Consider the following 26,151-nt stretch of genomic DNA (forward strand, 5'->3'; position numbering starts at 1 on the left):
GAGTGCAAGCCTTGAAGGAGCGCCACGGGCGCCAAATGGGTGGCGGGCGATCGGCCGGGCGTGTTAACCCAGGGTATGCAGGCGCTCTTTCACGAGGACGGAGCCGTCGTCCCGGGTTTCGATGAAGCCGCGCTCTTCCAGGTCTTTCATGACCCGGCTGACCATCTCGCGCGAGGCGCCGACCATCTTGGCCAGGTCCTGGCGCGAGACCTTGTCGCGGATCACGGTGTTGCCGGTGCCGTCGTCGCTGGCGAACTCCAGCAAGGCCCTGGCCACACGGCCGTACACGTCCATCAGGGCCAGCGATTCGATCTGCCGGTCGGCGTGGCGCAGGCGCTGCACCAGGCCCTTGAGCACGGCATAGGCCATGGAGCTGTTCTCGGGCAGGCAACGCGCGAATTCGAGGCGGCCCAGGATCAGGGCGTCGGTCTGGATCTCGGCGCGCACCGTGGCCGAATGCGGTTCGTTGTCGATCAGGCTCATCTCGCCGACGTAGTCGCCGGGGTGCATGGTGGCCAGGATGACCTCGCGCCCGCGGGCATCGGTGGTGACGACGCGGGCCCGGCCCGTCAGGATGATGGACAGCGCGTTGGACTTCTTGCCCTGCTCGACGATGGGCTCGCCGCGCTTGAAGCGGCGCTTGACCACCGTATCGGCGACGGAGGCGGCCTGGGCGGCCGTCAAAACGGAGAAAAGGGGTACCCGGCGAATCAATTCCAGGTTGGACACCATCGTCGTCATATCTGATATCTCCCAACCTCACAAACAACGGGACGTCGCGTGAGTTCTTACAATGGCACGTAATTTATAAAACCAAATGCCGCAAAAGTACTACCTCGACGGTTTTACCTTGCGCTGCGCTTATGCGGCACGACTCTACCCGAGTTCTTACACTTTCCCAATCAGTTTTTCAACATGAAACATTCAAGCGTCTTAATCCTCGGTTCGGGGCCTGCCGGCTACACCGCGGCCGTCTACGCGGCACGCGCCAACCTCAACCCGGTGCTGATCACCGGCATCGCGCAGGGCGGCCAGCTCATGACGACCACCGAGGTCGACAACTGGCCGGCCGACGTGCATGGCGTGCAGGGGCCGGATCTGATGCAGCGCTTTCTCGAGCACGCGGAACGCTTCAAGACCGAGATTATTTTTGACCACATCAACAAGGTCGATTTCAGCAAGCGCCCCTTCACCCTCACCGGGGACAGCGGGACCTACACCTGCGACACGCTGATCATCGCCACCGGCGCCTCCGCCAAATACCTGGGGCTGGAGTCGGAAAGCGCCTTCATGGGCCGCGGCGTTTCCGGCTGCGCCACCTGCGACGGCTTCTTCTACCGCGGCCAGGAAGTCTGCGTGGTGGGCGGCGGCAATACCGCCGTGGAAGAGGCGCTGTACCTGTCCAACATCGCCAGCAAGGTCACGCTGGTGCACCGCCGCGACAAATTCAAGGCCGAAGCCATCCTGATCGACAAGCTGCACGAGAAGGTCAAGGCCGGCAAGATCGAGCTCAAGCTGCACCACACGCTGGACCAGGTGCTGGGCGACGCCTCGGGCGTGACCGGCGTGCGCCTCAAAAGCACCCAAAGCGACGCCACGCAGGATCTCACGCTCAAGGGTTGCTTTATCGCGATCGGCCACCAGCCCAATACCGACATCTTTGCCGGCCAGCTGGAGATGAAGGACGGCTACATCATCACCAAAACCGGGCTGCAGGGCTTTGCCACCATGACCAGCGTGCCCGGCGTTTTCGCCGCCGGCGACGTGCAGGACCATGTCTACCGCCAGGCTATCACCAGCGCCGGAACCGGCTGCATGGCGGCCCTGGACGCCCAGCGTTTCCTCGAACAAGCAGAGTAAGCAAAAAATCCCTTATAATTCAAGGCTTTGCTAAATTTGACCCCAAAAGGGCCGGTTTGGCAGTCTCGGGTTACCGCCACCCTATTCTGGCGAGGTGAGGCAGGAATGACGACAGGCAGCAAGTGCCTTGCGACATGACTGCTGTTGAAAAGTACTGGAGTGCATATGGCACGCGTATGTGAAGTAACGGGCAAAGGCCCAATGGTCGGAAACAACGTTTCCCACGCCAACAACAAAACCAAGCGCCGGTTCCTCGTGAACCTGCAATACCGTCGCTTCTGGGTCGAGAGCGAAAACCGCTGGGTCCGCCTGCGCGTTTCGAGCGCTGCACTGCGCCTGATCGACAAGAAGGGCATTGATACCGTGCTCGCAGACCTGCGCGCACGCGGCCAAGCTTAAGGAGCACCATCATGGCAAAAGGCGCACGCGAAAAAATCAAGCTGGAATCCACCGCCGGCACCGGTCACTTCTACACGACCACCAAGAACAAGAAGACCACGCCCGACAAGATGCTGATCATGAAGTTTGATCCCAAGGCACGCAAGCACGTGGAATACAAGGAAATCAAACTGAAGTAATGGCTACGAATCCGTGCGTAGCCAAAAACTACCAGCTCGGTCAGTACATCCAGAAAAAGGACACCTCGGTGTCCTTTATTTTTTGAGGGCTTAGAAAGCAGAACTCCCGCAAAACAAGCAGGTTGCTACGCGGCTTGCCTGAATAAATAGGGCCAGAAGGTTATGACACCGGTTGCCGCTGCCGCACAAGCCGCAATTAACACGCCGCCGGCGGCAAGATCCTTTGCGCATTTGACCGCCAATGAATGTTGTGGCGACACAACATCGCAGAGCGACTCCACTGCTGTGTTCATGGCCTCTGCCATCCAAACCATGGCCATCGCGCCGATCAACCAGCGCCAATCGCCGGCGTCCACCCGGCACCAGCCGGCCAATCCCGTCACCAGCGTTGTGGCGATTAGATGCAGCCATGCGTTGTGCTGGGTTTTAAGCATCAAAGCCATCCCCTCGAAGGCATAACCAAAGCTCTTAAGGCGTGCGGCCAAAGTGAATCGCCGCGGAGCGCAGGCACGAGGGGCTTGTTTCATTTCCCATCCTTCTTATTTACCAACCGCCAAGCCTGGGCAAGACATGAACGTCGAGCAGTGCACACCTGCATAGCCTGCAACCCATACAAGCAGCCCCATACCGTGGCCATCAAAATACAGCAGCCCATCACAGTGCACCGGCCGGCTCTAGCGTCAAACAGGCGCGTCCAGCAAGCGGAACCTGCAAGCACACCTTTCCCAAATCGTCAGCCAGGACCTGCGTCAGACATGCACCTGTGACCCGATAGCGTGCTAACGGGCGCAAGCCCGACACGCTCAAGCTCTTGATGCCGTCGCCGGCTCCGCCGTACAGCACCGCTTGCAAAGAACTGCTTACAGCATCGGAGTGCGCGGCTGCAACCAGCACATCGGGGTAGGAATGGAGTTCCAACCTGGGACCTTGTGATGAAAGCGGGTGACTGGTCAAGTTTCGAAAACTGTCGCGCCCTCCGGAGCGCGCCATCAGCTCGACACCATGCGCCCATACCGAGGCCTTGCTCCTGTGGGCGACCCCATGACTGAGCGTAGTTGGACACTCGTGCTCCAGGGCATCCATGCAGTTTTGATACACACACTCATCGCCTAACTCTGCCGCCGCCAAGGCCGTCGCCGCGTAGGCACTGCCTCTTGAGAAACCATAGTTTCCTGTGTCGATGGGCCAGAATTCACTGCGTCGAAGTCGCTCACGGCTATCGAACAGCTGACGTCTCAACAACAGCCATTGGCGACGCGCCAAGTCAGGTTCCAACGCATTCAAAAAGTAGCACGGCATCGCCAGGGGCATTGCGCCACCAATGGCGGGTAAGGCCAATCCCGTATACGTAGAACGGCATGGCACATAGCGACCCATACCATCCAGAAACTCCGCGTCCAGATGCCGGCGAAACTCCGGCGCGTGACCGGCCCATTTCATCTGACCGTACTGCGCATCGTGGGCACGCAGCGCCGCAGCTCCCATTGTGTTGCACAGGGGGTAGACCCAGTTGGGCTCGCAGGCCATCAAATAGAAGGGTGAGCGTTCGTATTCTTTTTCCAACCTGGACAGCAAGGACTGGAAACTGTGTTCGTAGCGTTTCCCGTTCGGATGCACCAGCGTGAAGGCACCTTTTTTCGAAAATTCCTGACTTCCCGTGCTGGCCTGGAACAGGGCTATCTGCAGCGCCACGAAGCCCGTGTACATGATGTTTTCACGGGCCGTAGGGTCGGGGCTCCACCGGAAATTTCCCCACAGATTTTCCAGCGACCAGTAGGCCCACGCGCGGTGCTGTGCCTGCTTGTTCAGTAACCTGCTTTGCGCATCACTCATGTATCCGCCTAACGCGGGCGTGAAGCGTGCCTGCGTCAAGGCGATGCCATAAGCCAGAAAGTTGATTTGATACCGAAGTGCCGCCGTCTGAAACTGGTCGCGTTGCTCGAAGCCCGAAAATTCATCGAAAGGTTGTAGAGCTCGATCGAGTGCGAACCTCACACGATGCAGATGCGCCAACGACATCTCTGGTTTTTGCCTTGACGGTTGGGCTGTGAAGATAGTGCCCAATCGAGCCGTTTGTCGGACCAAGTAATCGTTATCGATGCGCCTTTGCCGGCCTGAAAACATGAACCAGGCCAGCATCGACAGGCAGCCCACTGCAGCAAACAGCGCGAGCACGCAGTACACATTGAGTACCACGCCTGGCTGAATTGCACCATGGTTCATGCTCGCGGCCCAAAACGCCGAACCAAGCCATACAAACGGAGGCAGCAACACATTGCCCGTGCCAAACCAGACCAACAGCGCAAATGCCAAGGCACCCACCGAACACAGCCAGGCGGCTACATGTCCTATGCCACTGCCTGTGCAGATATCAGCATGCGCCAGAAATCCGCCGCCCGGCACCATCAACCCCAAACCGAAAATCTGCAAGGCATCCTGATGCGCGAAAAGCAGCAAAACCGAGCCGCCCGCAACGAGCAGCATGTACAGCGTTAAAAGTCGGACAGTCTTTCTTGTCGTTACCGGACCGAAAATTCGCGTGTATGGCGGAAGAGTAGCGACGCTACGGATTGAACTCACAGACCGACCTTTCTTCGAAATGAAAACATCGGATTGATGCACCCGGATTTCGATAGGTGCAGTCTGATACGCGCCTGTGAGGTCTTGATGAGCTATATGAAGTTGGCGTGAAGTCGCCTGCTGGACGACCATTTACGTTGCGGAACATCGACCCGATAGCCCGTTTTGAGTTGCGGGCGGAGCTCGTACTTTGCGCCGAACAATAAAAAACCGCTCTCGGATTTCTCCGGAGCGGTGTTTTGAAGAGGTATCGGCCTGAGATCAGGCCGACATGTAACGCCAGATCAGGCGCGGGCGGCGCGCAGCTTCAGCGAGAACTCGCGCAGCGCGGCAATGCCGCTTTCTTCCGCGCGGTGGCACCAGGCCTGCAGGTCGGTCGCGAGCTGTTCGCGGGAGGCCGAGGTGCTCATCCACATCTGGCGCAGTTCTTCACGCATGGTGACCATCTTGTCGAGCACGGGATGCTCGGCGCGGGCCTGGGCCAGTTGCGGCTTGGCGGCCGCAGGCACCTTGTCGTCGTCGCGGTGCAGCCAGCGGTTGGCCGCGCGCAGCACGGACACGTCGGCTTTTTTGGCCTTCAGCACTTCGATTTCGGCCTTGCCGGCACGGCGCAGTTCGCGCGCAAAACCGGCCATCACTTCGTAGCGGTGGGCGATCAGGGCTTCCAGCGTTTTCTCGTCAGCCACGGGCTGGATGGAACCCAGCTGGAGCTTGGGCGGAACCTTCTTCACGGCGGCCAGGCCCATTTTTTCGAGGGCGCGGATGTAAATCCAGCCGATGTCGAACTCATAGGGCTTGACCGAGAACTTGGCCGAGGTCGGGTAGGTGTGGTGGTTGTTGTGCAGTTCCTCGCCGCCGATCATGATGCCCCAGGGCGAGATATTGGTGCTGGCGTCGGGCGCCTCAAAGTTGCGGTAGCCCCAGTAGTGGCCGATACCATTGATGATGCCGGCCGCCGTCACGGGAATCCAGGCCATCTGAACCGCCCAGACCGCCAGGCCGGCCGCGCCGAAGAAGGCCAGGTCGATGATCATCATCAGGCCCACGCCCTGCCAGCTGTAGCGGGTGTAGACATTGCGTTCCAGCCAGTCGTTGGGCGTGCCATGGCCGTACTTGGTCATGGTTTCCTTGTTCTTGCTTTCGGCGCGGTACAGCTCGGCGCCTTCCCAGAACACCTTCTTGATGCCGTGGGCTTGCGGGCTATGCGGATCTTCCAGGGTTTCGCACTTGGCGTGGTGCTTGCGGTGAATGGACACCCATTCCTTGGTCACCTGGCCGGTACCCAACCAGAGCCAGAAGCGGAAAAAATGCGAGGGGATCGCGTGCAAGTCCATGGCGCGGTGCGCCTGGTGGCGGTGCAGGTAAATCGTCACGCTGGCGATGGTGATGTGGGTGGTCACCAGGGCGTACAACACGATTTGCCACCAGCTGGCGGCGAGCAGGCCATTTGCCAGCCAGTCGAGGGCGGCATCAAACAAAATCATAAAAATCCTTTAAACAACCTGCACCAGCCGCCCATCCAAATTTGTCTCCAGGCGCTGCACCAGACAAGGTCTTATTGTAAGGCGAAGCCCTGCAAACACCAAGTCACCAGAGGTACAGGCGAAGGGGCAAATCAGTGCGAAAAATCACGAATAAATATGTAACATCAGCCTATCTGTCGTCTTTTGCTGGCAAAAATATCAGGACTTTTGCCATACTGCGGCGAAAAACCCGTCAGTCTGGTGCAAGTAGGGCCAGAGGCGAAGGTAGGGGCCGCGGCAGAGTTTTTCGGCATGTTCCACCCCCAAATGGGTCAACAAGGGCCCGGTTTCAAGGACGTTAAACCCTGTATTGGCCGCGCTGAAGGCTTCGGCAATCGCCTCGTTTTCTTCGCGCAGAACGCTGCAGGTGGCATAAACCAGCCGGCCGCCGGGCTTTAAAAGCCGCGCGGCGCTCTGCAAAATCGCGGTTTGTTTGGCCTGGAGCTCTTCGATGGCCTTGGGTGTCTGCCGCCATTTGAGGTCGGGGTTGCGCCGCAAAGTACCCAGGCCCGAGCATGGCGCGTCGACCAGCACCCGGTCTATCTTGCCGGCCAGGCGCTTGATGCGGTCGTCGCGCTCATGGGCGATGGCCACGGGGTGCACATTCGACAGCCCGCTGCGCGCCAGCCGGGGCTTGAGCGCATCCAGCCGGTGGCCGGAGGTGTCAAAGGCGTACAGGCGCCCGGTGTTGCGCATGGATGCACCCAGGGCCAGCGTCTTGCCGCCGGCGCCGGCGCAAAAATCGACCACCATCTCGCCGCGTTTGGCATCCACCAGCAGGGCCAGCAGCTGCGAGCCCTCGTCCTGCACCTCGATGGCACCGCGCGTGAAGGCGTCCAGCTTGGCCAGCTGGGGCTTGCCGTCTATGCGCAGGCCCCAGGGCGAATACGGCGTGGCAACGGTCTTGATGCCCGCCTTGGAGAGCTCTTTCTGGGTTTCGGCGCGCTTGTCCTTCAGCGTATTGACGCGCAAATCCAGTCCGGCCGGCGCATTGAGGCTTTCGACCAGCGGCCAGAAATCGTCACCCAATTGCTCCTTGAGCGGCTCGACCAGCCACTGGGGCAGGTTGTGGCGATGCAATTCCATCAGGTCGCCCGGCTTCACCTGGTCGCAGCGGGACAGCCAGTCTTTTTCCTGCTCGGTCAGCGCGCCCAGCAAAAAGTCGCGCTCGGCGGCAAAACCCAGGATCGCCAGGCGCCGCTCCAGCGGGCCGCTGCCGTGCTGGGCCAGGTAGGTATAGAGGTTTTTTTTGCGCAGCACGCCGTAGATGGTTTCCGCCACGGTGGCACGCTCGCGCGGGCCGAGCCGGTAGTCGCGGAAGTAGCGCGAAACCACCATGTCGGCGGGATGATCAAATTTGAGAACCTGCTTGAGAAGCTCGGAACAACTGTCGAGTAAGGCTTTGGGGTGCATGGCCCCATTGTCCCATCCTTGCCGCACGGCTCAATCCGGTTCAGTCCATGGTGCGCAGGTAGACGGCCTCAAAAGCGTTGCGTTCGATGTCCCCCAGCGTGGGCGAATAGCCGGCCCACAGGACCAGCACAGGGCCCGGCAGGTCCAGCGAGCGCTCCAGGTCACGGCACAGCACGTAGCGCGATTCATCGTCCAGACCCGGCAGTTCCAGGAACAGCAGGTAGCAGCGCCTGTGCGCAAACTCCTTGAGGTTTTTGCGCACCAGCCAGGCCCGCGCCACCGGCTTGCAACGCGCAAGCTGCGCCTGCAGCTCGCCCTGTTCAAAGTTGCTGAGGTCATGGCGCCCTATGGCCTGGAAAAACGGCGTTTCGGTCAGTTCCTCCCAGGCACGCCCCTCGGCTTCTTCCGCCTGCTTGAGCCGCTCGCGCCACAAGGCCAGGGCCTTTTCGTCAAAACTGCCGTCGACCGCGGGCTGCTCCATCTCGGCCACCGCCACCCGGCAAGCCCACCAGCGGTTGGCCGCGCTGTGCTCGAACAGCTGCCCCAGGCAATCCATGCGCAGCGCGCGTTCGGCGGCCGGCAGGCATTGCGCCAGGCCGCGCAAGGCCCCGGCATGGCCGGGCGTCATCTGCAGCGCGCGCTCATAGTGGCCGCGCACATCGGCCCGCGCGTCCAGGCGGCGCCGCAGGTTGCCCAGCTCGACCATTTCCTCGGCGTTGTTGCGCTTTTCGCTGGAAGCCAGGGCTTCGGCTCGGGCCCGCACCCGCCCCAGGTAGGCGTGGTGCTGCTTCCAGTCGCTGGCGTTGTCCCTGCACCATTGCTTGTCGAAATGCGCGATCCATTTGGCACCGCCGTCGCCCAGCAGCGCCAGCGCGGAGCGCGAAGAAGCAGACCACGCCGGCAGGTTTTTGCCGGCTTTCAGCGCCTCCAGCCGGTCGCGCAGGCCCGGGTGGGTGTCGTCCACATCGCTGATGCGGCGCAGGGCCTGACGCAGCGACTCGCGGGCGAAATCCCCGGGCGGCGCCAGTCCCAACAGGGGCCGCATGGCCGCGTACGGCCCCACCGGCAAGGGCTGGGCCGCGGCGGCGCTCCAGTGCTCAGGCCAGAACTCCCTGGCGACCCAGTCGCCCTTGACGGCCAGTTCGGTCAGCGCCGCGGCGGCCACATCCTTGCCCAGCAGCTTTCCGGAGATGCGGTCGGCCTCGTATTCGTCCTGGCGGGCCAGTGCAAAGGTCTTGGCCGAAAACCGTGGAAAGTACCAGCGCAAAAAGGCCTGCGTAGCCGCCGCCACCGGGCCTTCGTCGTTGCGCAGGCCGTGGTTGAGCATGGCCCAGCTCAGGCGCGTGCGGTAAATCCAGGCGGCGAAGCGGCCGTGGTCGCCGCGCAAATGGCCGTACTCATGGGCCAGCACGGCCAGAAAGCGCGGACGGTCCAGCGCCATCAGCAGCGGCAGGCCGATATTGAGGTAGTTGACGCCGCCGCCGAACAGGCCAAAGCGCGGGTGCTGCCGGATGCTGGCGTTGAAGTCCGCGTCCAGCCGCACGCGGTGTATGGGCGGGCCCTTGATCTTCTTGCGGATACGCTCCAGCGCCTCGAACAGGGCCGGCGCGTCGGCCGGCTGCAGCACCACGCCTTCCGGCTCGTCAAAACGGCACCACAGCGCCCGCAGGCAGGTCCAGAGCAATCCCCCGGCCGCGACGACCAGGGCGACATAAAAGCCCTTGATGCGCCCATGCATCATGGCGCTGGCGACCCAGGCCAGGATGCCGGCGGACAGCAGCAGGCAAGCGACGACCCAGGCATAACCGAGCGCCGCGAAAGCCGCCACGCTGCGGCGGTAGGCTTTGCTGTCGTCGGCGCTGGCATGCTCGCTCAGGCGCACCAAATGGATGAAATCTGCCCGCTCCATCAGCCCTCCCGTTTTTGTTGGCGACAATCTTACCCATGAACCCAGACCCCAACCTGCCGCCCCTGATTGAAACCCCGCCGGGCCTCTACCGCCACTACAAAGGCATGCTTTACGAGGTGGTCGGCACCGTACGCCACAGCGAAAGCCTGGAGCCCATGACGTTGTACCGCGCGCTTTACGGCGAAAAAGGCCTGTGGGTGCGGCCCGCCGCCATGTTCAATGAAGAGGTGGTGATAGACGGCGTCAGGCAGCCGCGTTTCGCGCTTCAACCCGGCCCGGCGCCCGAATAAGCGCCGTCACCGATAATCGTGGGTTATGTCCGAATCCACCGAAATCGAAAAACAGGTCAAACGCCGCCGCACGTTTGCCATCATCTCCCACCCCGACGCGGGTAAAACCACGCTGACCGAAAAGCTGCTGCTGTTCTCGGGCGCGATCCAGATCGCCGGCAGCGTCAAGGCCCGCAAGGCCGCGCGCCACGCCACTTCCGACTGGATGGAAATCGAAAAGCAGCGCGGCATCTCCGTGGCCAGCTCGGTCATGCAGATGGAATACCGCGACTGTGTCATCAACCTGCTGGACACCCCGGGCCACCAGGACTTCTCGGAAGACACCTACCGCGTGCTGACCGCCGTGGACGCGGCGCTGATGGTGATCGACGCGGCCAACGGCGTCGAGCCGCAGACGCGCCGCCTGCTGCAGGTCTGCCGCGCGCGCAACACGCCCATCCTGACCTTCGTCAACAAGATGGACCGCGAGGTGCAGGACCCGATGAGCGTGATGGACGAGATCGAGCGCGAACTCGGCATGACGGTCATCCCCTTCACCTGGCCCGTCGGCATGGGCAAGCTGTTTCACGGCGTCTATGACAGGCGCGAGGACCGCATGCGCGTCTTCAGCCCCGGCGAGGAAAAAGCCGGCGGCGACGACGAAATCCTGGCCGGCCTGGACAACGCCGAGGCCGCCAAACGCTTCGGCGCCGAATACGCCCAGGCCCAGGGCGAGATCGAACTGGTGGCCGGCGCCACGCCCGAGTTCGACCGCGCCGAATTCCTGGCCGGCAGGCAGACGCCCATGTTTTTCGGCTCGGCCATCAACAACTTCGGCGTGCAGGAAGTGCTGGACGCGCTGGTCGACCTGGCGCCCGCGCCCGCCGAGCGCGGAGCCATCCAGCGCGTGGTGCACCCCGAGGAGAAAAAATTCTCCGGCGTGGTGTTCAAGATCCAGGCCAATATGGACCCGGCCCACCGCGACCGCATCGCCTTCCTGCGCGTGGCCAGCGGCGAGTTCACGCGCGGCATGCGCCTGAAGGTGGTGCGCAGCGGCAAGGAGCTGCGGCCCAACACCGTGGTGAGCTTCATGAGCCAGCGCCGCGAGCTGCTGGACACCGCCTTCGCCGGCGACATCATCGGCATCCCCAACCACGGCGTGCTGCAGCTGGGCGACACGCTGACCGAAGGCGAGGCCCTGCAGTTCACCGGCCTGCCCTTCTTCGCGCCCGAAATGTTCCGCGCCGTCGAGGTGGCCGACCCGCTGCGCAGCAAGCAGCTGCGCGCCGGCCTCACCCAGCTCGGCGAGGAAGGCGCGATCCAGGTGTTCCGGCCGATTGCCGGCTCATTGCTGCTGCTGGGCGCGGTCGGCCAGCTGCAGTTTGAAGTGGTCGCCCACCGCCTGGAGCACGAATACGGCGTCAAGGCCCGCATCATGGGCAGCAACTTCAACCTGGCGCGCTGGGTCACCAGCGACGACGCCAACGAACTCAAAAAATTCATGGACGCCAATGCCCACCGCGTGGCACTGGACGCCGTTGATGCGCCCACCCTGCTGGTGGACCACAGCGCCACCCTGCGCGCCGTGGAGCAGCAATGGCCCAAGATCAAGTTCCATGCGCTGCGCGAGCACGCCGGGCTGGTGTTCCAGTCCAAGATGTAAGCGCTTTTCCGCTCACCTGCCCCAGACGCAAAACGGGCGCCAGAAGCTATCCGGTGGATAGCTTCTGGCGCCCGTGGCTTTTTGCGCTGCTTTATTTGGCGTTCAAAAGCTCGCCGACTTCGAGCAGGACCAGTTCGTTGTCGTCGGCCTTGTTAGGCTCGCGGCTGCTCGAAAACGGCAAGTTGTTGTCGTTGCCGACCACGATGTGAGTCGCATCCACCACGTCCACGTTCTCAATCGTGAAGAAAGGGAACTTGAGCACGCCGTCGTTCAGCGGTTTGCGCGCCAGTTTGTGGGGGTCGGCAATGTTGAGCAGGTCGATGTAGCCAATCTTGCGCACCGGCCCGCCCACATTGGCGTCCGTCATTTCAATCTTGTAGACACGCTTGAATTTGGCAATGTCGTGGAAGCAGTCTGTGCGCTTTTGGCCCTCGGGGCAGGCCTTGTCGGCCGTGCCTTCGCCGTTGTCGCGCTCGATGACCAGGCCCGTGGTGGCGTCGATCATGTTGAAGTCGCCGATGGCATTGCCGTTGGCTTCCAGCGGGTACATCCATGAGCGGCCGCTCCACTTGCCTGCCTGCACGTCGAACTCCAGCACGCGCAAGGCCTCCTTGCCGGCCACACGCTCATAGTCTTTGGCCTCGGCATTCCACACCGGGCCTTCGAGCAGCGCGTAGAGCTTGCTGCCGTCTTTCGACGAGGCCATGCCTTCAAAACCCTTGGAGCGTTTGACCTGGAAGTCGACCGTGCCGCCGGGCGCGGCTGGCGTGGTGACGGCGGGGTGGTCGGGTGAACGCACGACCTTGCCGTCCACCAGGGTTTCAAACACCGCCAGCACCTTGCCCTTGAGGTCGGCCTTGATCAGGAAGGGGCCGAACTCGTCGCCAATCCACAGCGCACCGCCGGCGAACTGAAAGCTCTCGGTGTCGAAGTCGCTGCCGGTCAGGTAGCGCTTCTTGCTGCCTTCATGGACGATGCGAAACGGCACTTTGCGGTCCGGGTCGTGCAGGAAAACCGTTTCCAGCCGCTTCATGCTGCCGCCCTTGAAGTCGACCTTGTAGCGGTTCAGGTAGAGCATGGCGTCGGGCGAGTTTGCCTTGGCGCCAAAGCCGTTGTCCGTGATGATCCAGAACGTGCCGTCTGCCATTTTTTTGATGCCGGAATGGCCTTGCAGCGGCTGGCCCTTGAAAGGCAGCGACATGCCAGTGGGGCGGCCCGCCGACAGGCCCGGCACCGTGCCCAGTGCCTCGGTGCGCTGGCCGTTGGTGAACTTGCCGCTGACCTGCAAGTCCTGCGGCGCATCCTTGGGCGCGGGGATAAAGGATTGGGCGGGCAGCACCGCGTGGCCTGCCAGCGTGGCCGGAAATGCCGCGGGCGACTGTGCCAGCGCGCACAAGGGGGAGGCCAGCAGCACCAGCATCAGGGAGGAAAGAAGGCCGGTCGGGCGCTTTGGCAAGGAACAGGCAGTGGCGCCAGAATCAGATAAGAACATGTGTCATCCGTGGTTAAAGGAAGACGCATGGTCGCCAACCGGTGTGACGTCGCGATGACACAGGGTGCTCGCCCCCCGGCCTCGGCAAGCGGGAAATCGCCCCTGCTTTGCCCTATTGCCGGATTCTTCCGTTCCCGCTGACGATGGTCATCTCCACGAAGCGCGAACCATTGCGCATCCCCGGGCGAAATCCGACGACATATCCTCCCAGGTCAAAACTGTCCAGTCCATCCAAAGCCGTGGCAAAACCTTCACGGGTCACACGCGGGCCCTGCCGCCGGGCGGCTTCAACAATCACCTTTGCCGCGATGAAGCCTTCCATCATGGCGTAGCTGATCGGAACGTCCTGCGCTCCGGCCGCTGCCGCGATGTCGTTGAACTCCTTGGAAAGCCGGTTTGTCAGTTTGTAGGGGCTGGGCGTGACCTGGGCGATCGCGATGCCTTGCATCTGCTCTTCAGAAAGCCGTTTCGCCATCTGCTCGATGTCCGCGCCTGAATGCGCAAACAGTTGGGCCGTTCCTCCGCCTGAACGGTATTTCTCAATAAAGCTGGAAGCAGCGCCCCCGCTCGCAATCATGATGATCGCCTGCGGTGATGCCTGCAGCATGGCGTCGGCGGCGGCGCTCACGCGGCTGGTTCCAGCGTCATAACCCGCCGTTTGGATGATCCTGGCCTTGGCGTTCGCCGCCGCTTCCTGTGCCGCGGCGATGAGCGGCGCGGCGCCGGGGCCATTTTCGTAAAACAAGCCGAGCCTGGTGATTCCGACCGTCGCCAGGTGCGCCGTGATTCTCGCCAGCTCGTCCCGCAGCGTGGCGCGTACGCCGTAAAGCTGCGGGGCTTCCAGATTCAGTTCGGTCGCGCGGAAGCCGACCAGTGCGATGCGCTCGCGTTCCAATACGCCCGCACTGACCAGCTGGGAGATATTGCGGCCTCCAAAGTAGCCGGCAAGCACCACGGGTTTGTCCTCGGCCAGAAGCGCGCGCGTTTGGGTGAGTGTTTCATCGGGTCGCCCGGCGTCGTCGCGGCGCGCCAGGATGAAGGTGTTTCCATTCACGCCGCCCGCCTTGTTCACGGCGTTGAAATGCAACTGCATCCCCGCCGCGTAGGCGCGGCCCTGGCTCGCGTCGATACCGGTCAAGGGCGCCACCTGGCCGACCACAAGCTGCGCGGCCAGTACGGATGACGTGATACCGCTTGCGATAGCCAGGCCGGCCAGGCGGCCGATCCATTGATTTTTTCTCATCTTCGCCCTCATCCTCGTTCTTATCTTCGTTGTTATCCTCGGTCCTCAACGACATCCAAATCGCCTGGACCGGCCATTGATTTTTCTTTGTTCACGCACCGGCACTGATGCGATGTCCGGCGCCGCCTGCCGTCGTCGGCGAGCCGACGGGGTGCGGCGGGGCCGAGACGATCGATGTCAGCGCCGGCTCGACGGCCCGCAGGCGGTCCAGCGCGGGACGCGGCCGCCGCAATTCATCAGAGCCGGCAAAAGCCTGCTCCAGGGCCGCCGCCACGCCAAGCACATGCTGGTCCGCGCGGAAGTGGCCGACGATTTGCAGGCCGAAGGGCATGCCCGCGTAGTCGACTCCGCAAGGCAGGCTGAGCGCCGGCAAGGTGGCCAGCGTCACGACATAGGTCAGGGCCAGCCAGCGGTAGTAGTTGGCTTGCGGCTTGCCGGCGATGGTGTCCGCGTGCAGCGTCGTCCAAGGGAAGGGCGACAGCGGCGTGGTCGGCGCCAGGATCACGTCATAACCCGCCATCGTGGCGTTGAAGCGGGCCAGGATGCGTGTCTGCTCGGCCTGGGCCCAGGCGCTGTCCAGCAGACTCATCGCCGCGCCTATCTCGTAGTTGGCGCGCGTGTTGGGCCCCAGGCTGGCGGGGTCGCGTGCGTAGGCGTCGCGGGTCGCGGCCACAAAGGCCTCCGCGCGCAGCACGTCAAAGCAGCGGTGCACTTCACCCAGGTCGAACTCCACCTTTTCACAACTGCGAAACAGGTGGGACATGGCGCGGACCTTGCGGCCGAAGGTCTCCCGTATCAGGGGATCGACATCGCAGGCGCCGAAGTCCTCGGTCCAGCCTACGCGCAGGCTACCGAGGTCCAGCGGCGGCGGATTCAGAAAACCGGCCGCATCCACTGGATAGCTGAGCGGGTCGCCCACGGCGGCGCCGGCCGAGGCGGCCAGTTGCTGGCAGGTGTCGGCGACGGTGCGGCCCATGGGGCCCACCACGGAGATCGGCGTCCAGCCCAGCGGCTTGCGCGAACTGGGCACCAGGCCCGGCGAGGGCCGAAAACCCACCACGCCGCACAGGGCCGCCGGTATGCGCAGCGACCCACCGGTGTCCGAACCGGTACATACCGGAAGCATGTCGCAAGCCAGCGCCGCCGCCGAGCCGCCCGACGAGCCGCCGGCATTGAGCCGGGGGTCAAAGGGGTTGCCGGTGGCACCCCAGACCGCATTGCGAGTGTTTGCGCCGGCCCCCAGCTCGGGCACATTGGTCTTGCCGACCACGATGGCACCGGCGGCGCGCAGCCTCGCCACGAGCACGTTATCGGCCGCGGGCACATGGTCGCGGTACAGCGCCGAGCCCAGGGTGGTCAGCAGGCCCTCGGTGGCCTCCAGGTCTTTCACGCCCATGGGCAGGCCGTGCAGCAAGCCCAGCGGGCGGCCCTGCATCACCGCGCGCTCGGCGTCCTTGGCCTCGGCGCGCGCGCGTTCAAAGCAGGTAGCCGTCACGGCGTTGACGAAAGGGTTGACCGCCTCGATGCGCTCGATGCAGGCTTCCAGCAGTTCGACGGGCGATACCTGCCTGGCCTCTATCAGGCGCCGCAGCTCCACCGCCGAGAGAGCTACCAGTTCCTTGCGGCTCGCCACCGTCAATCAATCCGGATGTTGGAACGCAGGGCGATCACGCGCATGCGGGGCAGCTCGTTTTCGATGCGCGCGGCGACCGCGGCAGCGGGCTCCCAGGCGGACTCGAGTCCGTTCGCGACGAGTTTTTCGCGAATTTCCGGGTCCTTCATGGTGTCAGCCAGCGCCTTCTGCAGCTTGGCTTTGACATCCGCCGGCACCCCCTTGGGCGTGGCAATGGCCAGCCAGGAATCGGCCGAGAAACCTTTGAAGCCGCTCTCCGCCACGGTCGCCACCGTGGGCATTTGCGTCGCGCGGCTCTCGCCGGTGACGGCGATGGCCTTGATCCTCGGCTTGGCCGCCTTCAGCTGCGGTAGCGCCGCCGCGACGGTGTCAATGGTGAAAGGGATTTGCCCGGCCATCAAGTCGTTCATCGCCGGCGCGCTGCCCTTGTAGGCGATGTGCTGCAGCTTGATGCCCGTGGTGCTCCACAGCATTTCGCCTGCGAAGTGCCCTGTGGTGCCGTTACCGAACGAGCCATACATGTATTTGTCCGGTGCGGCGCGCACTGCCGTGATGAGTTGCTTCAGGTCGTTGATCGGGACATCGACGTTGGCCAGCAAAACAAGGGGAACGCGTGCCACCATCCCGACAGGCTCAAAACTCTTGATCGGGTCGTAGGGCAGTTTGGGCATGAGCGCTGGATTCACCGTGAAGGTGGAACCAGAGCTGATCAGCAGCGTGTAGCCGTCCGGCGCGGCCTTGGCGACAAAGGCCGCACCGACGACGGTGCCGGCGCCCGGGCGATTGTCGATGACGATCGGCTGCCCCAGGCGCTCGGCCAGTTTCTTGGCGACCAGCCGCCCGGCGATGTCGGTGGCGCCACCCGGCGGAAACGGGATGACCAGCTGGACCGGCTTGGACGGATAGCCCTGCGCATGGACGCCGGTCCAGGGCGCCAACAAGGCCAGCGCCATGGCCAGGAAGAAGCGCTTCTCATACCTTGGTTTCATCATCGTAGTTCCCTCTTTGTTGCAGCGCGAGCCGCGTTGATCAACCGTTGCGAAACAGGAAGCTGTAGGCATTGAGCGCCGGCACGCCACCCAGGTGCGCGTACAGCACGCGCGAGCCGGCCGGAAACTCGCCGCGCCTGACCTTTTCAATCATTCCGTGCATGGACTTGCCCTCGTACACCGGGTCGGTCAGCATGCCCTCCTGCCGCGCGCACAGGCGGATCGCCTCCAGCGTGCCTTCATTCGGCAGGCCGTACTCGGGGCCGCCGTAGCCGGTGTCCAGCACCACGTCTTTTGCGGTGATGGGGCGGCCCAGCTCCACCAGCTTGGCGGTGTTCTGCGCGATGCGCAAAATCTGCGCATGGGTTTTCTCGGGCTTGGCCGACGCATCGATGCCGATCACGCGGTCGGCCCGGCCGTCGGCGGCAAAGCCCACCACCATGCCGGCCTGCGTGCTGCCCGTGACCGAGCAGACCACGATGTAGTCGAACTGGAAGCCGAGTTCGGCCTCCTGCGCGCGCACCTCTTCGGCAAAACCGACAAAGCCCAGGCCGCCATAGGGATGCTCCGAGCAGCCCGCCGGAATCGGGAAGGGCTTGCCGCCGGCCTTGCGCACGTCGTCCATGGCCTGTTCCCAGCTGGGGCGTATGCCGATGTCAAAACCGGCCGCGTCCAGGCGCACATCGGCGCCCATGATGCGCGACATCTCGATATTGCCCACACGGTCATACACCGCGTCGGAATAATTGACCCAGTTCTCCTGCACCAGCACGCACTTCATGCCCAGGTGCGCGGCCACCGCCGCCACCTGGCGCGTCTGGTTGGACTGGATGCCGCCTATGGACACCAGCGTGTCGCAGCCCTGGGCCAGGGCCTCGGGAATCAGGTATTCCATCTTGCGGGTCTTGTTGCCGCCGAAGGCCAGGCCGCTGTTGCAGTCTTCGCGTTTGGCAAAGAGTTCGACCTTGCCGCCCAGGTGGGCGCTCAGGCGTTTGAGCGGCTGGATGGGCGTGGGGCCGAAGGTCAGCGAATGCCTGGCGAACTTCTGGAGCTGCAGCGGGTGTTGAAGAGGATGCTTGAGCGAAGTGGACATGAAGGGGGTTCCCGGTTGAAAGTGAAACTGAAGCTTGAAGCGACGATGAATCAAATCGTAGCCAGGCCCTCCTGCAATGAGTTGCTTAAACACCCCATCAAACGGACTCAATAATCTTCCTTTCATGAATTTATGTAATTAATTCCATAAATTCGCCTTTCTAAGCAATATTTGTAGAATCCTCCCATGGAACACACGCTGGACCGCATTGACCGCAAGCTCCTGAAGCTGCTGCAGCAGGACGCCTCCCTGCCCAATATCGAGCTGGCCGAAAAGACCAGCCTGAGCCCGCCCGCCTGCTCGCGGCGGGTAGCCAGGCTCAAAGAGGCCGGCCTGATCCGCAAGACGGTGGCGCTGGTGAACCCGCGCGCGCTGGGCTACAACGGGCTGGTCATCATCGGCGTGGTGCTGGACCGCTCCACCACCGACTCCTTCGCGGCGTTTGAAAAAGCCGCGGCCGGCCTCAGCGGCTGCCTGGAAGTGCAGCTGGTGACCGGCGAGTTCGACTACTTCGTGAAGCTGCGCATCCAGAGCATCGACTCCTTCAACGAACTACATGCGGCGCAGCTCATAGGCCTGCCCGGGGTGCGGCAGATCCGCACCTTTGTCTGCCTCAAGGAGGTGTTCGAGACCACGGTGATTCCGGTTTAGGCCGGGCTTTTGCAATAAGCTATGCGCATGTCGCCCAAAGCCAGCCTGTGTCGCCGTTTCTTCCTGATGCTGCTGTGCGCCTTCTGCGGCGCAGGCCACGCACAGGTGTTTGATCGCCTGTATGAAAGCAGCGCCCAGATCACCCTGGCCCAGCCGCTGCAATGGATCGCGGTGCCCAGGGATTCCATCGCATCGCCCGATGCTTTCGCCACGGGCGAATTCGCGGCCACCGCAAAACGCGCCTTCCAGCCTTACACCGACGACACCATTCTTCCCACTTCCGATACGCAGGAAGTCTGGGCCAGCTTCGCCCTGCCCACCACGGAAACCCTGCAGACCTGGTACATCCGGCTGGCGGGCCAGGCGGTCTACAAGGTAAGCCTTTACTCGCGCGACGCGCAAGGCGGCTGGCAGGTCCATTCCGCCGGCGAGGCGATCGCCCCCGCCTACTGGGCGCTGCGCACCCGCGTCCCGAGCTTTGAGCTGCAATCGCACACCGACCAGCCGCAGACCTACTACCTGCGCTTCGAACACCGCCGGCCCATCACCGAGCGGCCCATGCTGCTCACGCCCGTCGAGTACATCGACGGCGCCTCGCGGGTCGGCGTGGTGATAGGCCTGATGTGGGGCATGTTCAGCGTGCTGGCCGTGCTGTGCCTGGCCGCTTTCAGCATGTCGCGCAGCAAAGTCTTCCTCTGGTTCGGCGCCGTGGTGGTCACGCTGATGTTCACGCAACTGGTGCTGATCGGCTACGGCGGCTGGCGCATCTGGCCCTACAGCGTGCACCTGAACCAGGTCATGGGCTGGGTGTCGGCCACGGTGACCATGGCCGCGGCCGCCTGGTTCTGCGCCCAGGCCAGCTATGCGCGCGACGGCCATCCGCGCGTGTACCGGCTGCTGGCCGGCGTCACGGCGGGCAGCCTGCTCATGGCCTGCGCGTTCATGGTCCGCCTGGACTTTGTGCCGCGCGACCTGCGCAACCTGTGGCTGGCGCTGGCCACCGTGGCGATACTCGCGAGCCTGGTCTGGATATCGCTGCGCGGCCAGGCCTGGAACTTTCTTTTATTGATAGGCGCCGCGCCCATAGGCGGGGCCGCGCTGGCCCGGCTTTCCTATAACGCCGGCTGGGTGCTCAATGTGGAATCGGCGCAGGCCGCGGGCGTGCTGTCGGCCATGGTCGGCCTGCTGTGGATTTTCGGGGTGCTCGCCTGGCGCAGCCGGGCGGCGCTGTTTTCCAACCACCGCGGCGCGGCCCTCTCGACCTACGATGCGGCCAGCGGCCTGATGCTGCCGCGCATCATTGAGGCCAGGCTGCCGGCAATGCTGCTGCGTGGCCGCCGGCAAAAGCTGGCCTGCGGCGCGATGATGCTGCACTGGCTCAACCAGGCGCCCAGCCATGACGAGGTGGGCGACCTGAAACGCGGCGCCGCACTGTCGCGCATCGGCGAGATCCTGCGCCGCGCCGCGCGCGACGTGGACACCGTGGCACGCTGCGACGAAAACCATTTCATGGTGCTGGTCGAAGGCCCCGTCAGCCGCGCCGTGCTTTCCGAAATTTCCACCAAGATCCTGGCGGACTGCATACGCGCCTCCGAAAAGCAGGGCGAGGGCGACGCTTTCACCCTGCACATCGCCATATGGCACGACACGCCCCGCGCGCAAACCGCCGCGGAGGTGACCGACCTGCTCAAGATACGCCTGCACCACATGGCCTCCGGCACCAAACGGCCCGTGCAGTTTGTCGACTCGCCGCTGGAGCCGGGCAGCGCCGCGGCCGAAGAAGCCAGCCGGCGCGAAGACCTGCTGGCCAAGATCAACGCGATCGAGACCTCGCATCCCACGCTGGGGTGACGGCAGCCCTCGTTGAGGCGCCGCGCCGGTCAGCGGCCGGGCAAAGGCAAGGGCAAGGCTGTCTTGTACCGGACCTGCTTGAGCGCAAAACTCGAGCGGATTTTTTCGATCCCCGATATCGGTGACAGCTGCTCGAGGATGAATTTTTCCAGCGCGCCTATGTCGGCCACCGCCACGCGTATCAGGTAGTCGCTGTCGCCCGACATCAAATAACACTCCATCACCTGGTCGTGCTCGGCGATGCGCCGCTCAAAATCGGCCAGCGACTCCTTGCTTTGCGTACGCAGGCTGATGGAGATAAACACATTGAGGCCCAGGCCCAGGGCCGCGGCATTGGCAATCGCCACATAACGGTCAATCACGCCGCCGGCCTCCAGCGCCTTGACGCGGGCCAGGCAGGGCGAAGGGCTCAGGTGCACACGCCGCGACAGCTCCACATTGGACAGCGAGCCGTCGCGCTGCAGTTCGTCGAGGATCTTTAAATCGAGGGCATCAAGCTGCATCATCTGTAAAAACCGGTTTTCACAGAATTTTATGCCTCTTAACGGCCAAATACCACGATATTGAGGCTACAACTTCTGGGCAAACCTGCGTACAGTCATTTTTGCCATGAACCATTCCACCCCCCATCATTTGCTGGCGCAGGCCGACATGCCCGCCGATACCGATCCGCAGGAAACCGCTGAATGGCGTGAAGCGTTCGAAGCCCTGGCCCTGACCCACGGCCCGGCCCGCGCACGCCACATGCTGGGCGAATTGAGCCGCGTTGCGCGCAAGCAGCGCATAGGCTGGCAGCCCGAGCTGGCCACGCCCTATATGAATACCATCGCGGTGGACGAGCAGCCCGTGTTCCCCGGCGACCTCGCGCTGGAAGAGCGCCTGGCCTCGCTGATGCGCTGGAACGCGCTGGCCATGGTGGTGCGCGCCAACCAGGCCGAAACCGGCGGCTCGGCCGAACTCGGCGGCCATATCGCCAGCTACGCCAGCGCGGCCGACCTGTTTGAGACCGGCTTCAACCATTTCTTTCACGCGCGCGAAGGTGTGGCTGAAGGCCAGCACCGCGGCGACCTGGTGTTCTTCCAGCCGCACAGCGCGCCCGGCGTCTATGCGCGCGCCTACCTCGAAGGCCGGCTCAGCGAAAAAGACCTGGGCTTTTACCGCCAGGAACTCAGCGCGCCCGGCCAGGGCGCGCAAGGCCTGTGCAGCTACCCGCATCCCTATTTGATGCCGGATTTCTGGCAGTTCCCGACCGGCTCCATGGGCATAGGCCCCATCAGCTCCATCTACCACGCACGCTTCATGCGCTACCTCACGCACCGGCGCTTGCTCGACTGCGCGGGACGCAAGGTCTGGGGGGTGTTCGGCGACGGCGAGATGGACGAGCCCGAATCCATGAGCGCGCTGACCCTGGCCGCACGCGAAGGCCTGGACAACCTGGTCTGGGTCGTCAACTGCAACCTGCAGCGCCTGGACGGCCCGGTGCGCGGCAACGGCCGCATCATCGACGAGCTCGAAAAGCTGTTCGCCGGCGCCGGCTGGAATGTCATCAAGCTGGTCTGGGGCAGCGACTGGGACGGCCTGTTCGCGCGCGACCTCACCGGCGCGCTGACACAGGCCTTTGCCCAGACGGTGGACGGCCAGATGCAGACCTTTGCCGCCAAGGACGGGCGCTTTAACCGCGACAACTTCTTCGGCCAGAACGCCGAACTCGCGCGCCTGGCCCAGGGCATGACCGACGAGCAGATAGACCGCCTCAAACGCGGCGGCCACGACCTCGTGAAAATCCATGCCGCCTACGCCGCGGCGGCGAACCACCAGGGCCAGCCCACCGTGATCCTGGCGCACACCAAAAAAGGCTATGGCATGGGCAGCGCCGGCCAGGGCCGCATGACCACGCACTCGCAAAAGAAGTTCGACGGCGAGGACCTCATCGAATTCCGCAACCGCTTCAACCTGCCACTGTCCGACGAGCAGGCCAAAAACCTGGCCTTCTACAAACCCGCCGCCGACAGCGCCGAGATGCAGTACATGCACGCCAGGCGCGCGGCGCTGGGCGGCTATTTGCCGCGCCGCGAAACCGCGGCCGATGCCGTGGCCATCCCCGCCCTGCCCTCCTACGCCCAGTTCGCGCTGGCGGCCGACGGCAAGGAGATGAGCACCACCATGGCTTTTGTGCGCATGCTGGGCGGGCTGCTCAAGGACACTGCGCTGGGCCCGAAGATCGTGCCCATCGTCGCCGACGAGGCGCGCACCTTCGGCATGGCCAACCTTTTCAAGCAGGTCGGCATTTATTCCAGCGTGGGCCAGCGCTACGCGCCCGAAGACATAGGCTCGGTGCTGAGCTACCGCGAGGCGCTGGACGGCCAGATCCTCGAGGAAGGCATCAGCGAGGCCGGCGCCCTGGCCAGCTGGACGGCCGCCGCCACCAGCTACAGCGTGCACGGCCTGGCCATGCTGCCCTTCTATATCTATTACTCCATGTTCGGCTTCCAGCGCGTGGGCGACCAGATCTGGGCCGCCGCCGACCAGCGCGCACGCGGATTCTTGCTGGGCGCCACCTCCGGCCGCACCACCCTGGGCGGCGAGGGCCTGCAGCACCAGGACGGAACCAGCCACCTGGTCGCCGCCACCATTCCCAACTGCAAGGCCTATGACCCGGCCTTCGCCGGCGAACTCGCCGTGATCCTGGACCATGGCATGCGGGAAATGATGGTCGAGCAGAAAGACGTCTTCTATTACGTCACGCTGATGAACGAAAACTACGCCCAGCCCGACCTGCGGCCCGGCGCCGAGGCCGACATCATCCGCGGCTGCTACCGCTTTGACAGTTTCCTGCCCGACGGCAGGAAGGCCGAGGGCGAAGTGACCCTGATGGGCTCGGGCGCCATCCTCACCGAAGTCATCAAGGCCGCGCGGCAGCTCGCCCAGCAGGGCATCGCCGCCACTGTCTACAGCGTGACCAGCTGGAGCGAACTCGCGCGCGACGGCGCGGCCTGCCAGCAAGCGGCGCTCAACGCTGAAGCGCATGCTGAAGCCTTCGTCGCGCAGCAGCTGAAGGCCAGCACCGGCCCCATCATCGCCGCCACCGACTATGTGCGCGCCGTGCCCGAAAGCATCCGCGCCTTCCTGCCCGAAGGCCGGCGCTACCTGACCCTGGGCACCGACGGCTTCGGCCGCAGCGACACGCGCGCCGCGCTGCGCGCGTTTTTCAGCGTCGATGCGCAAAGCATCGCCAAGGCCGCGCTGCACCTGCTCAAGCCGGCCTGAGGCTCTTCGCCGGACAGCCGGGCGGCCGGGCCATAGCGGCCGCCCCCGCGTGCTTGCGGGCACGCTTTCACGCATCCACCCTTCTTCGCGACTTCGCGCGGGCTTAAGCCTGCCCGCAACGAATGCTTGCGCCTCGCATAGGGTTCATGGATACAAACAAAAGAAGTAAGAACATCACACAAAGATTGTCCGCACAAAGACTATCTCTCCCCTCTTCGAAGGAGGTGCTCAGTAAGCTTCAAAACATTCTGTATCGCGAACTACTACTGGCTGCTGATCTCCCTCATCACCGCAACATGAATTGCCCCCGAGCCACGCCACCCAAGATGGCACTTTCCCACACCATCACGCTGACGGCGGCTGGCAACAGGGCCTGAACCATGATCGCTGGCAACATCAGCTACAGCCACGGCGCCGCCATCGGGTTTGAATGCTCCGCCGCCATGATGACCGTCCTGATGGTGTCCCGGCGCTGGCCCTGCCGTTCAGGGTTCGACAACCCCAGCCAGGCCCGCCTCGCCCATCGCTCCCGCCAGATCATCCGCATGATGCTTGTCGCGCTGATGGGTTGCTCGCTGCCTTGCGGCGCGGTCAGCCTCGGCGACGCCACGCTGCTGTCCGGCCCGGCCCAGCCGCTGCGCGTGGAAATTGAACTGGCGTCCGACATCCAGTCCGGCTTTCAGGTCAGGCTGGCCTCCGAGCAGGCCTTTCGTGAAAACGGCATCGCCTACCCGGCCTGGCTAGGCAATGCGCAAGTCTCCCTGCTGCAGGCGCAGGGCTTGCGCCGGCGCGCCGCGCTGCTGCTGCAAGCCCCACAGGCAGTGCAAGCGCAACTGGTCGAACTGGTGCTGGAATTTTCCTGGCCTGCCGGCAGCAGCCAGCAACTTTACGTGCTGATGCTGGACGCCCCGGCCCAGTCGAGGGACAAAAAAGAAGTTGCCGACGTACCGGTCACCGCAGTCACCGCCGCACTGGCGGACAACACCGCCGGACCTGTTCCCGACAGCGCTGAATCCACCCCGGCTGCCGATGCAAGGCCGCCCGGCCTGCCCAAAGGCATGACGTTCGAAACGGCGCTGCGCTTTCCTTTCAAAAATCGCGAGCATGCCGGCGTAGTCTCGGCGCGCAACGGCAAACCATCCTCTTCCCGGCCAAAACAAGACCGGCTGCGGCTCGAAAAAGCCAAATCCGCCCAGGCCGACCGCATCGCGCAGGAGCGCCGTGAGGCCGACCAGCAAGCGCGCTTGCGGGAGCTGGAACTCAACGCGCGGCAAATGCGCGAACTGGCCGACCAGGTCACGGCCGCAGCGCCGAAAGCCACGGCATCCGCCGCGGAACCCGCACCAACCCCACCCGCATCAGTCGCAGCAAGCCCATCGGCCGTGACGACTGCACCCAAAACCGCAAGCCCGCCACCCAAAATCCCCACGCCCCATGACAAGCGAAGCTCCGTCTGGCTCTGGCTGCTTGCAGGGATCACCGTGCCGCTGTTTATCGTCTGGGCCCTGCGATTTTGGCTGGCCCGCCGCCGCCCTGAGTTCACCGACAGCATGGGCGCAGCGGCATCGGTCTTTGAACTCAGCCCGGCGGAGGCCGAGCAGGCCTACACCAGCTATATGCAACATCGGCAGGTGCCGGCGCGGTCGGATGCGCCGAATGTGGAAGATGCCCGCGCCCTGTTTACCCTCGGCCAATTCGCCGATGCGCAGCAGCTGCTGGGCACATTACTCAACGAGAACCCCCGCAGCCATGAAGCCTGGTTCCTGCTGGCACGCGTGCTGTGCGCCCAGGGCGACAGCACCGGCCTTGCGCGGCGCATGCCCCAGCTGCGGGAACTGACCGGCGCAACCGGCGAGCTGTGGGAGCGCGTGCTGGTGCTCGGCCACGAACTCGACCCCGGCAATCCGCTCTACCAGGCGGCCCTGCTCCAGCAAGCGCCAGAACATCCCGCGGCACCCGCAACGCAGCCGTCGCCACCAGGCATTCACAAACCGCCCACGCCATCCACCGCCAGCAGCGCCGTCGACGACGCACTGCGCATGGCCACGGCTTATGGAGCACGCCCGGCATGAACCGCGCCCCTCCTCCCTGTCCACATCGGGCGCGCGGCCCGGCTTGCCGCCGCCTGAGCATTTTC

General features: G+C 63.8%; 21 protein-coding genes. 9 read left to right on the top strand and 12 right to left on the bottom strand.

The genetic code is table 11. The features are described 5' to 3' along the window. Positions 1 to 63 precede the first annotated feature (63 nt). On the bottom strand, positions 64 to 741 hold the full coding sequence (locus ACEN9P_RS04600; protein WP_007863182.1) for a Crp/Fnr family transcriptional regulator: 678 nt from the start codon (positions 739 to 741) through the stop codon (positions 64 to 66). A gap of 174 nt (positions 742 to 915) precedes the next feature. Here ACEN9P_RS04600 and trxB point away from each other — a divergent pair, with 174 nt between their 5' ends. The 3 genes from trxB to rpmG all read left to right on the top strand — a co-directional run bounded on the left by trxB (position 916) and on the right by rpmG (position 2,438). Further along, complete coding sequence (gene trxB, locus ACEN9P_RS04605; RefSeq protein ID WP_477701097.1) at positions 916 to 1,860, top strand: thioredoxin-disulfide reductase; 945 nt, start codon at positions 916 to 918, stop codon at positions 1,858 to 1,860. Between the two features lie 165 nt (positions 1,861 to 2,025). Then, positions 2,026 to 2,259, top strand: coding sequence for a 50S ribosomal protein L28 (gene rpmB / locus ACEN9P_RS04610; RefSeq protein WP_413329935.1), 234 nt, complete (start codon positions 2,026 to 2,028; stop codon positions 2,257 to 2,259). 11 nt (positions 2,260 to 2,270) lie between these two features. Next, a complete protein-coding gene (rpmG, locus tag ACEN9P_RS04615) occupies positions 2,271 to 2,438 on the top strand; it encodes a 50S ribosomal protein L33 (protein WP_007863188.1) in 168 nt (55 codons plus the stop codon). A 125-nt stretch (positions 2,439 to 2,563) separates the two neighbouring features. On the opposite strand, the gene ACEN9P_RS04620 is transcribed toward rpmG, so the two are convergent. The 5 genes from ACEN9P_RS04620 to ACEN9P_RS04640 form a co-directional block, all read right to left on the bottom strand. Next, positions 2,564 to 2,965: a diacylglycerol kinase family protein gene (locus ACEN9P_RS04620; RefSeq protein WP_495621221.1), complete on the bottom strand. Its 402-nt coding sequence runs from the start codon at positions 2,963 to 2,965 to the stop codon at positions 2,564 to 2,566. Positions 2,966 to 3,092: 127 nt separating this feature from the next. Next, positions 3,093 to 4,922 (bottom strand): linalool dehydratase/isomerase domain-containing protein, encoded by a 1,830-nt coding sequence (locus tag ACEN9P_RS04625; protein ID WP_495621222.1) that lies wholly within the window; start codon positions 4,920 to 4,922, stop codon positions 3,093 to 3,095. A gap of 380 nt (positions 4,923 to 5,302) precedes the next feature. Then, positions 5,303 to 6,502: a DesA family fatty acid desaturase gene (locus ACEN9P_RS04630; RefSeq protein ID WP_477661252.1), complete on the bottom strand. Its 1,200-nt coding sequence runs from the start codon at positions 6,500 to 6,502 to the stop codon at positions 5,303 to 5,305. A gap of 198 nt (positions 6,503 to 6,700) precedes the next feature. Further along, positions 6,701 to 7,954: an RsmB/NOP family class I SAM-dependent RNA methyltransferase gene (locus tag ACEN9P_RS04635; protein ID WP_495621223.1), complete on the bottom strand. Its 1,254-nt coding sequence runs from the start codon at positions 7,952 to 7,954 to the stop codon at positions 6,701 to 6,703. A 40-nt stretch (positions 7,955 to 7,994) separates the two neighbouring features. Beyond that, a complete protein-coding gene (locus ACEN9P_RS04640) occupies positions 7,995 to 9,863 on the bottom strand; it encodes a M48 family metallopeptidase (protein WP_495621224.1) in 1,869 nt (622 codons plus the stop codon). Between the two features lie 35 nt (positions 9,864 to 9,898). On the opposite strand from ACEN9P_RS04640, the gene ACEN9P_RS04645 reads away from it, so the two are divergent. Next, entirely contained in the window at positions 9,899 to 10,153 is a 255-nt protein-coding gene (locus tag ACEN9P_RS04645; RefSeq protein WP_477661255.1) for a DUF1653 domain-containing protein, read from the top strand. 25 nt (positions 10,154 to 10,178) lie between these two features. Further along, the gene (locus ACEN9P_RS04650; RefSeq protein ID WP_007863198.1) at positions 10,179 to 11,795 is read left to right on the top strand and encodes a peptide chain release factor 3; all 1,617 of its coding nucleotides are present in this window, start codon (positions 10,179 to 10,181) and stop codon (positions 11,793 to 11,795) included. A gap of 91 nt (positions 11,796 to 11,886) precedes the next feature. Here the strand turns inward: ACEN9P_RS04650 and ACEN9P_RS04655 are convergent, their stop codons facing one another. From ACEN9P_RS04655 to ACEN9P_RS04675, 5 genes are all read right to left on the bottom strand, one after another. Continuing rightward, a complete protein-coding gene (locus tag ACEN9P_RS04655; RefSeq protein ID WP_495622140.1) occupies positions 11,887 to 13,215 on the bottom strand; it encodes an esterase-like activity of phytase family protein in 1,329 nt (442 codons plus the stop codon). Between the two features lie 184 nt (positions 13,216 to 13,399). Then, positions 13,400 to 14,530, bottom strand: coding sequence for an ABC transporter substrate-binding protein (locus ACEN9P_RS04660; RefSeq protein ID WP_477661257.1), 1,131 nt, complete (start codon positions 14,528 to 14,530; stop codon positions 13,400 to 13,402). A 91-nt stretch (positions 14,531 to 14,621) separates the two neighbouring features. Then, a complete protein-coding gene (locus ACEN9P_RS04665; RefSeq protein WP_495621225.1) occupies positions 14,622 to 16,163 on the bottom strand; it encodes an amidase in 1,542 nt (513 codons plus the stop codon). Positions 16,164 to 16,165: 2 nt separating this feature from the next. After that, a complete protein-coding gene (locus ACEN9P_RS04670) occupies positions 16,166 to 17,152 on the bottom strand; it encodes a Bug family tripartite tricarboxylate transporter substrate binding protein (protein ID WP_477661329.1) in 987 nt (328 codons plus the stop codon). Positions 17,153 to 17,192: 40 nt separating this feature from the next. After that, on the bottom strand, positions 17,193 to 18,209 hold the full coding sequence (locus ACEN9P_RS04675) for a 1-aminocyclopropane-1-carboxylate deaminase (RefSeq protein WP_477661330.1): 1,017 nt from the start codon (positions 18,207 to 18,209) through the stop codon (positions 17,193 to 17,195). Between the two features lie 222 nt (positions 18,210 to 18,431). On the opposite strand from ACEN9P_RS04675, the gene ACEN9P_RS04680 reads away from it, so the two are divergent. Continuing rightward, positions 18,432 to 18,896, top strand: a complete 465-nt coding sequence (locus ACEN9P_RS04680) for an Lrp/AsnC family transcriptional regulator (protein ID WP_477661259.1) — start codon at positions 18,432 to 18,434, stop codon at positions 18,894 to 18,896. A gap of 27 nt (positions 18,897 to 18,923) precedes the next feature. Further along, positions 18,924 to 20,747 (top strand): sensor domain-containing diguanylate cyclase, encoded by a 1,824-nt coding sequence (locus ACEN9P_RS04685; RefSeq protein ID WP_495621226.1) that lies wholly within the window; start codon positions 18,924 to 18,926, stop codon positions 20,745 to 20,747. A 29-nt stretch (positions 20,748 to 20,776) separates the two neighbouring features. On the opposite strand, the gene ACEN9P_RS04690 is transcribed toward ACEN9P_RS04685, so the two are convergent. Continuing rightward, positions 20,777 to 21,250 (bottom strand): Lrp/AsnC family transcriptional regulator, encoded by a 474-nt coding sequence (locus tag ACEN9P_RS04690; RefSeq protein ID WP_413329932.1) that lies wholly within the window; start codon positions 21,248 to 21,250, stop codon positions 20,777 to 20,779. A 106-nt stretch (positions 21,251 to 21,356) separates the two neighbouring features. Between ACEN9P_RS04690 and mdeB the strand changes: the two genes are divergently transcribed. Then, complete coding sequence (mdeB, locus tag ACEN9P_RS04695) at positions 21,357 to 24,014, top strand: alpha-ketoglutarate dehydrogenase (protein ID WP_495621227.1); 2,658 nt, start codon at positions 21,357 to 21,359, stop codon at positions 24,012 to 24,014. Between the two features lie 380 nt (positions 24,015 to 24,394). Continuing rightward, positions 24,395 to 26,086 carry a type IV pilus assembly protein FimV gene (locus tag ACEN9P_RS04700; RefSeq protein ID WP_495621228.1) on the top strand — a complete coding sequence of 564 codons (1,692 nt, stop codon included), beginning with the start codon at positions 24,395 to 24,397 and terminating at the stop codon, positions 26,084 to 26,086. The last annotated feature ends 65 nt before the right edge of the window (positions 26,087 to 26,151 follow it).

It is taken from the genome of Polaromonas sp. Polasp52, assembly GCF_059491565.1.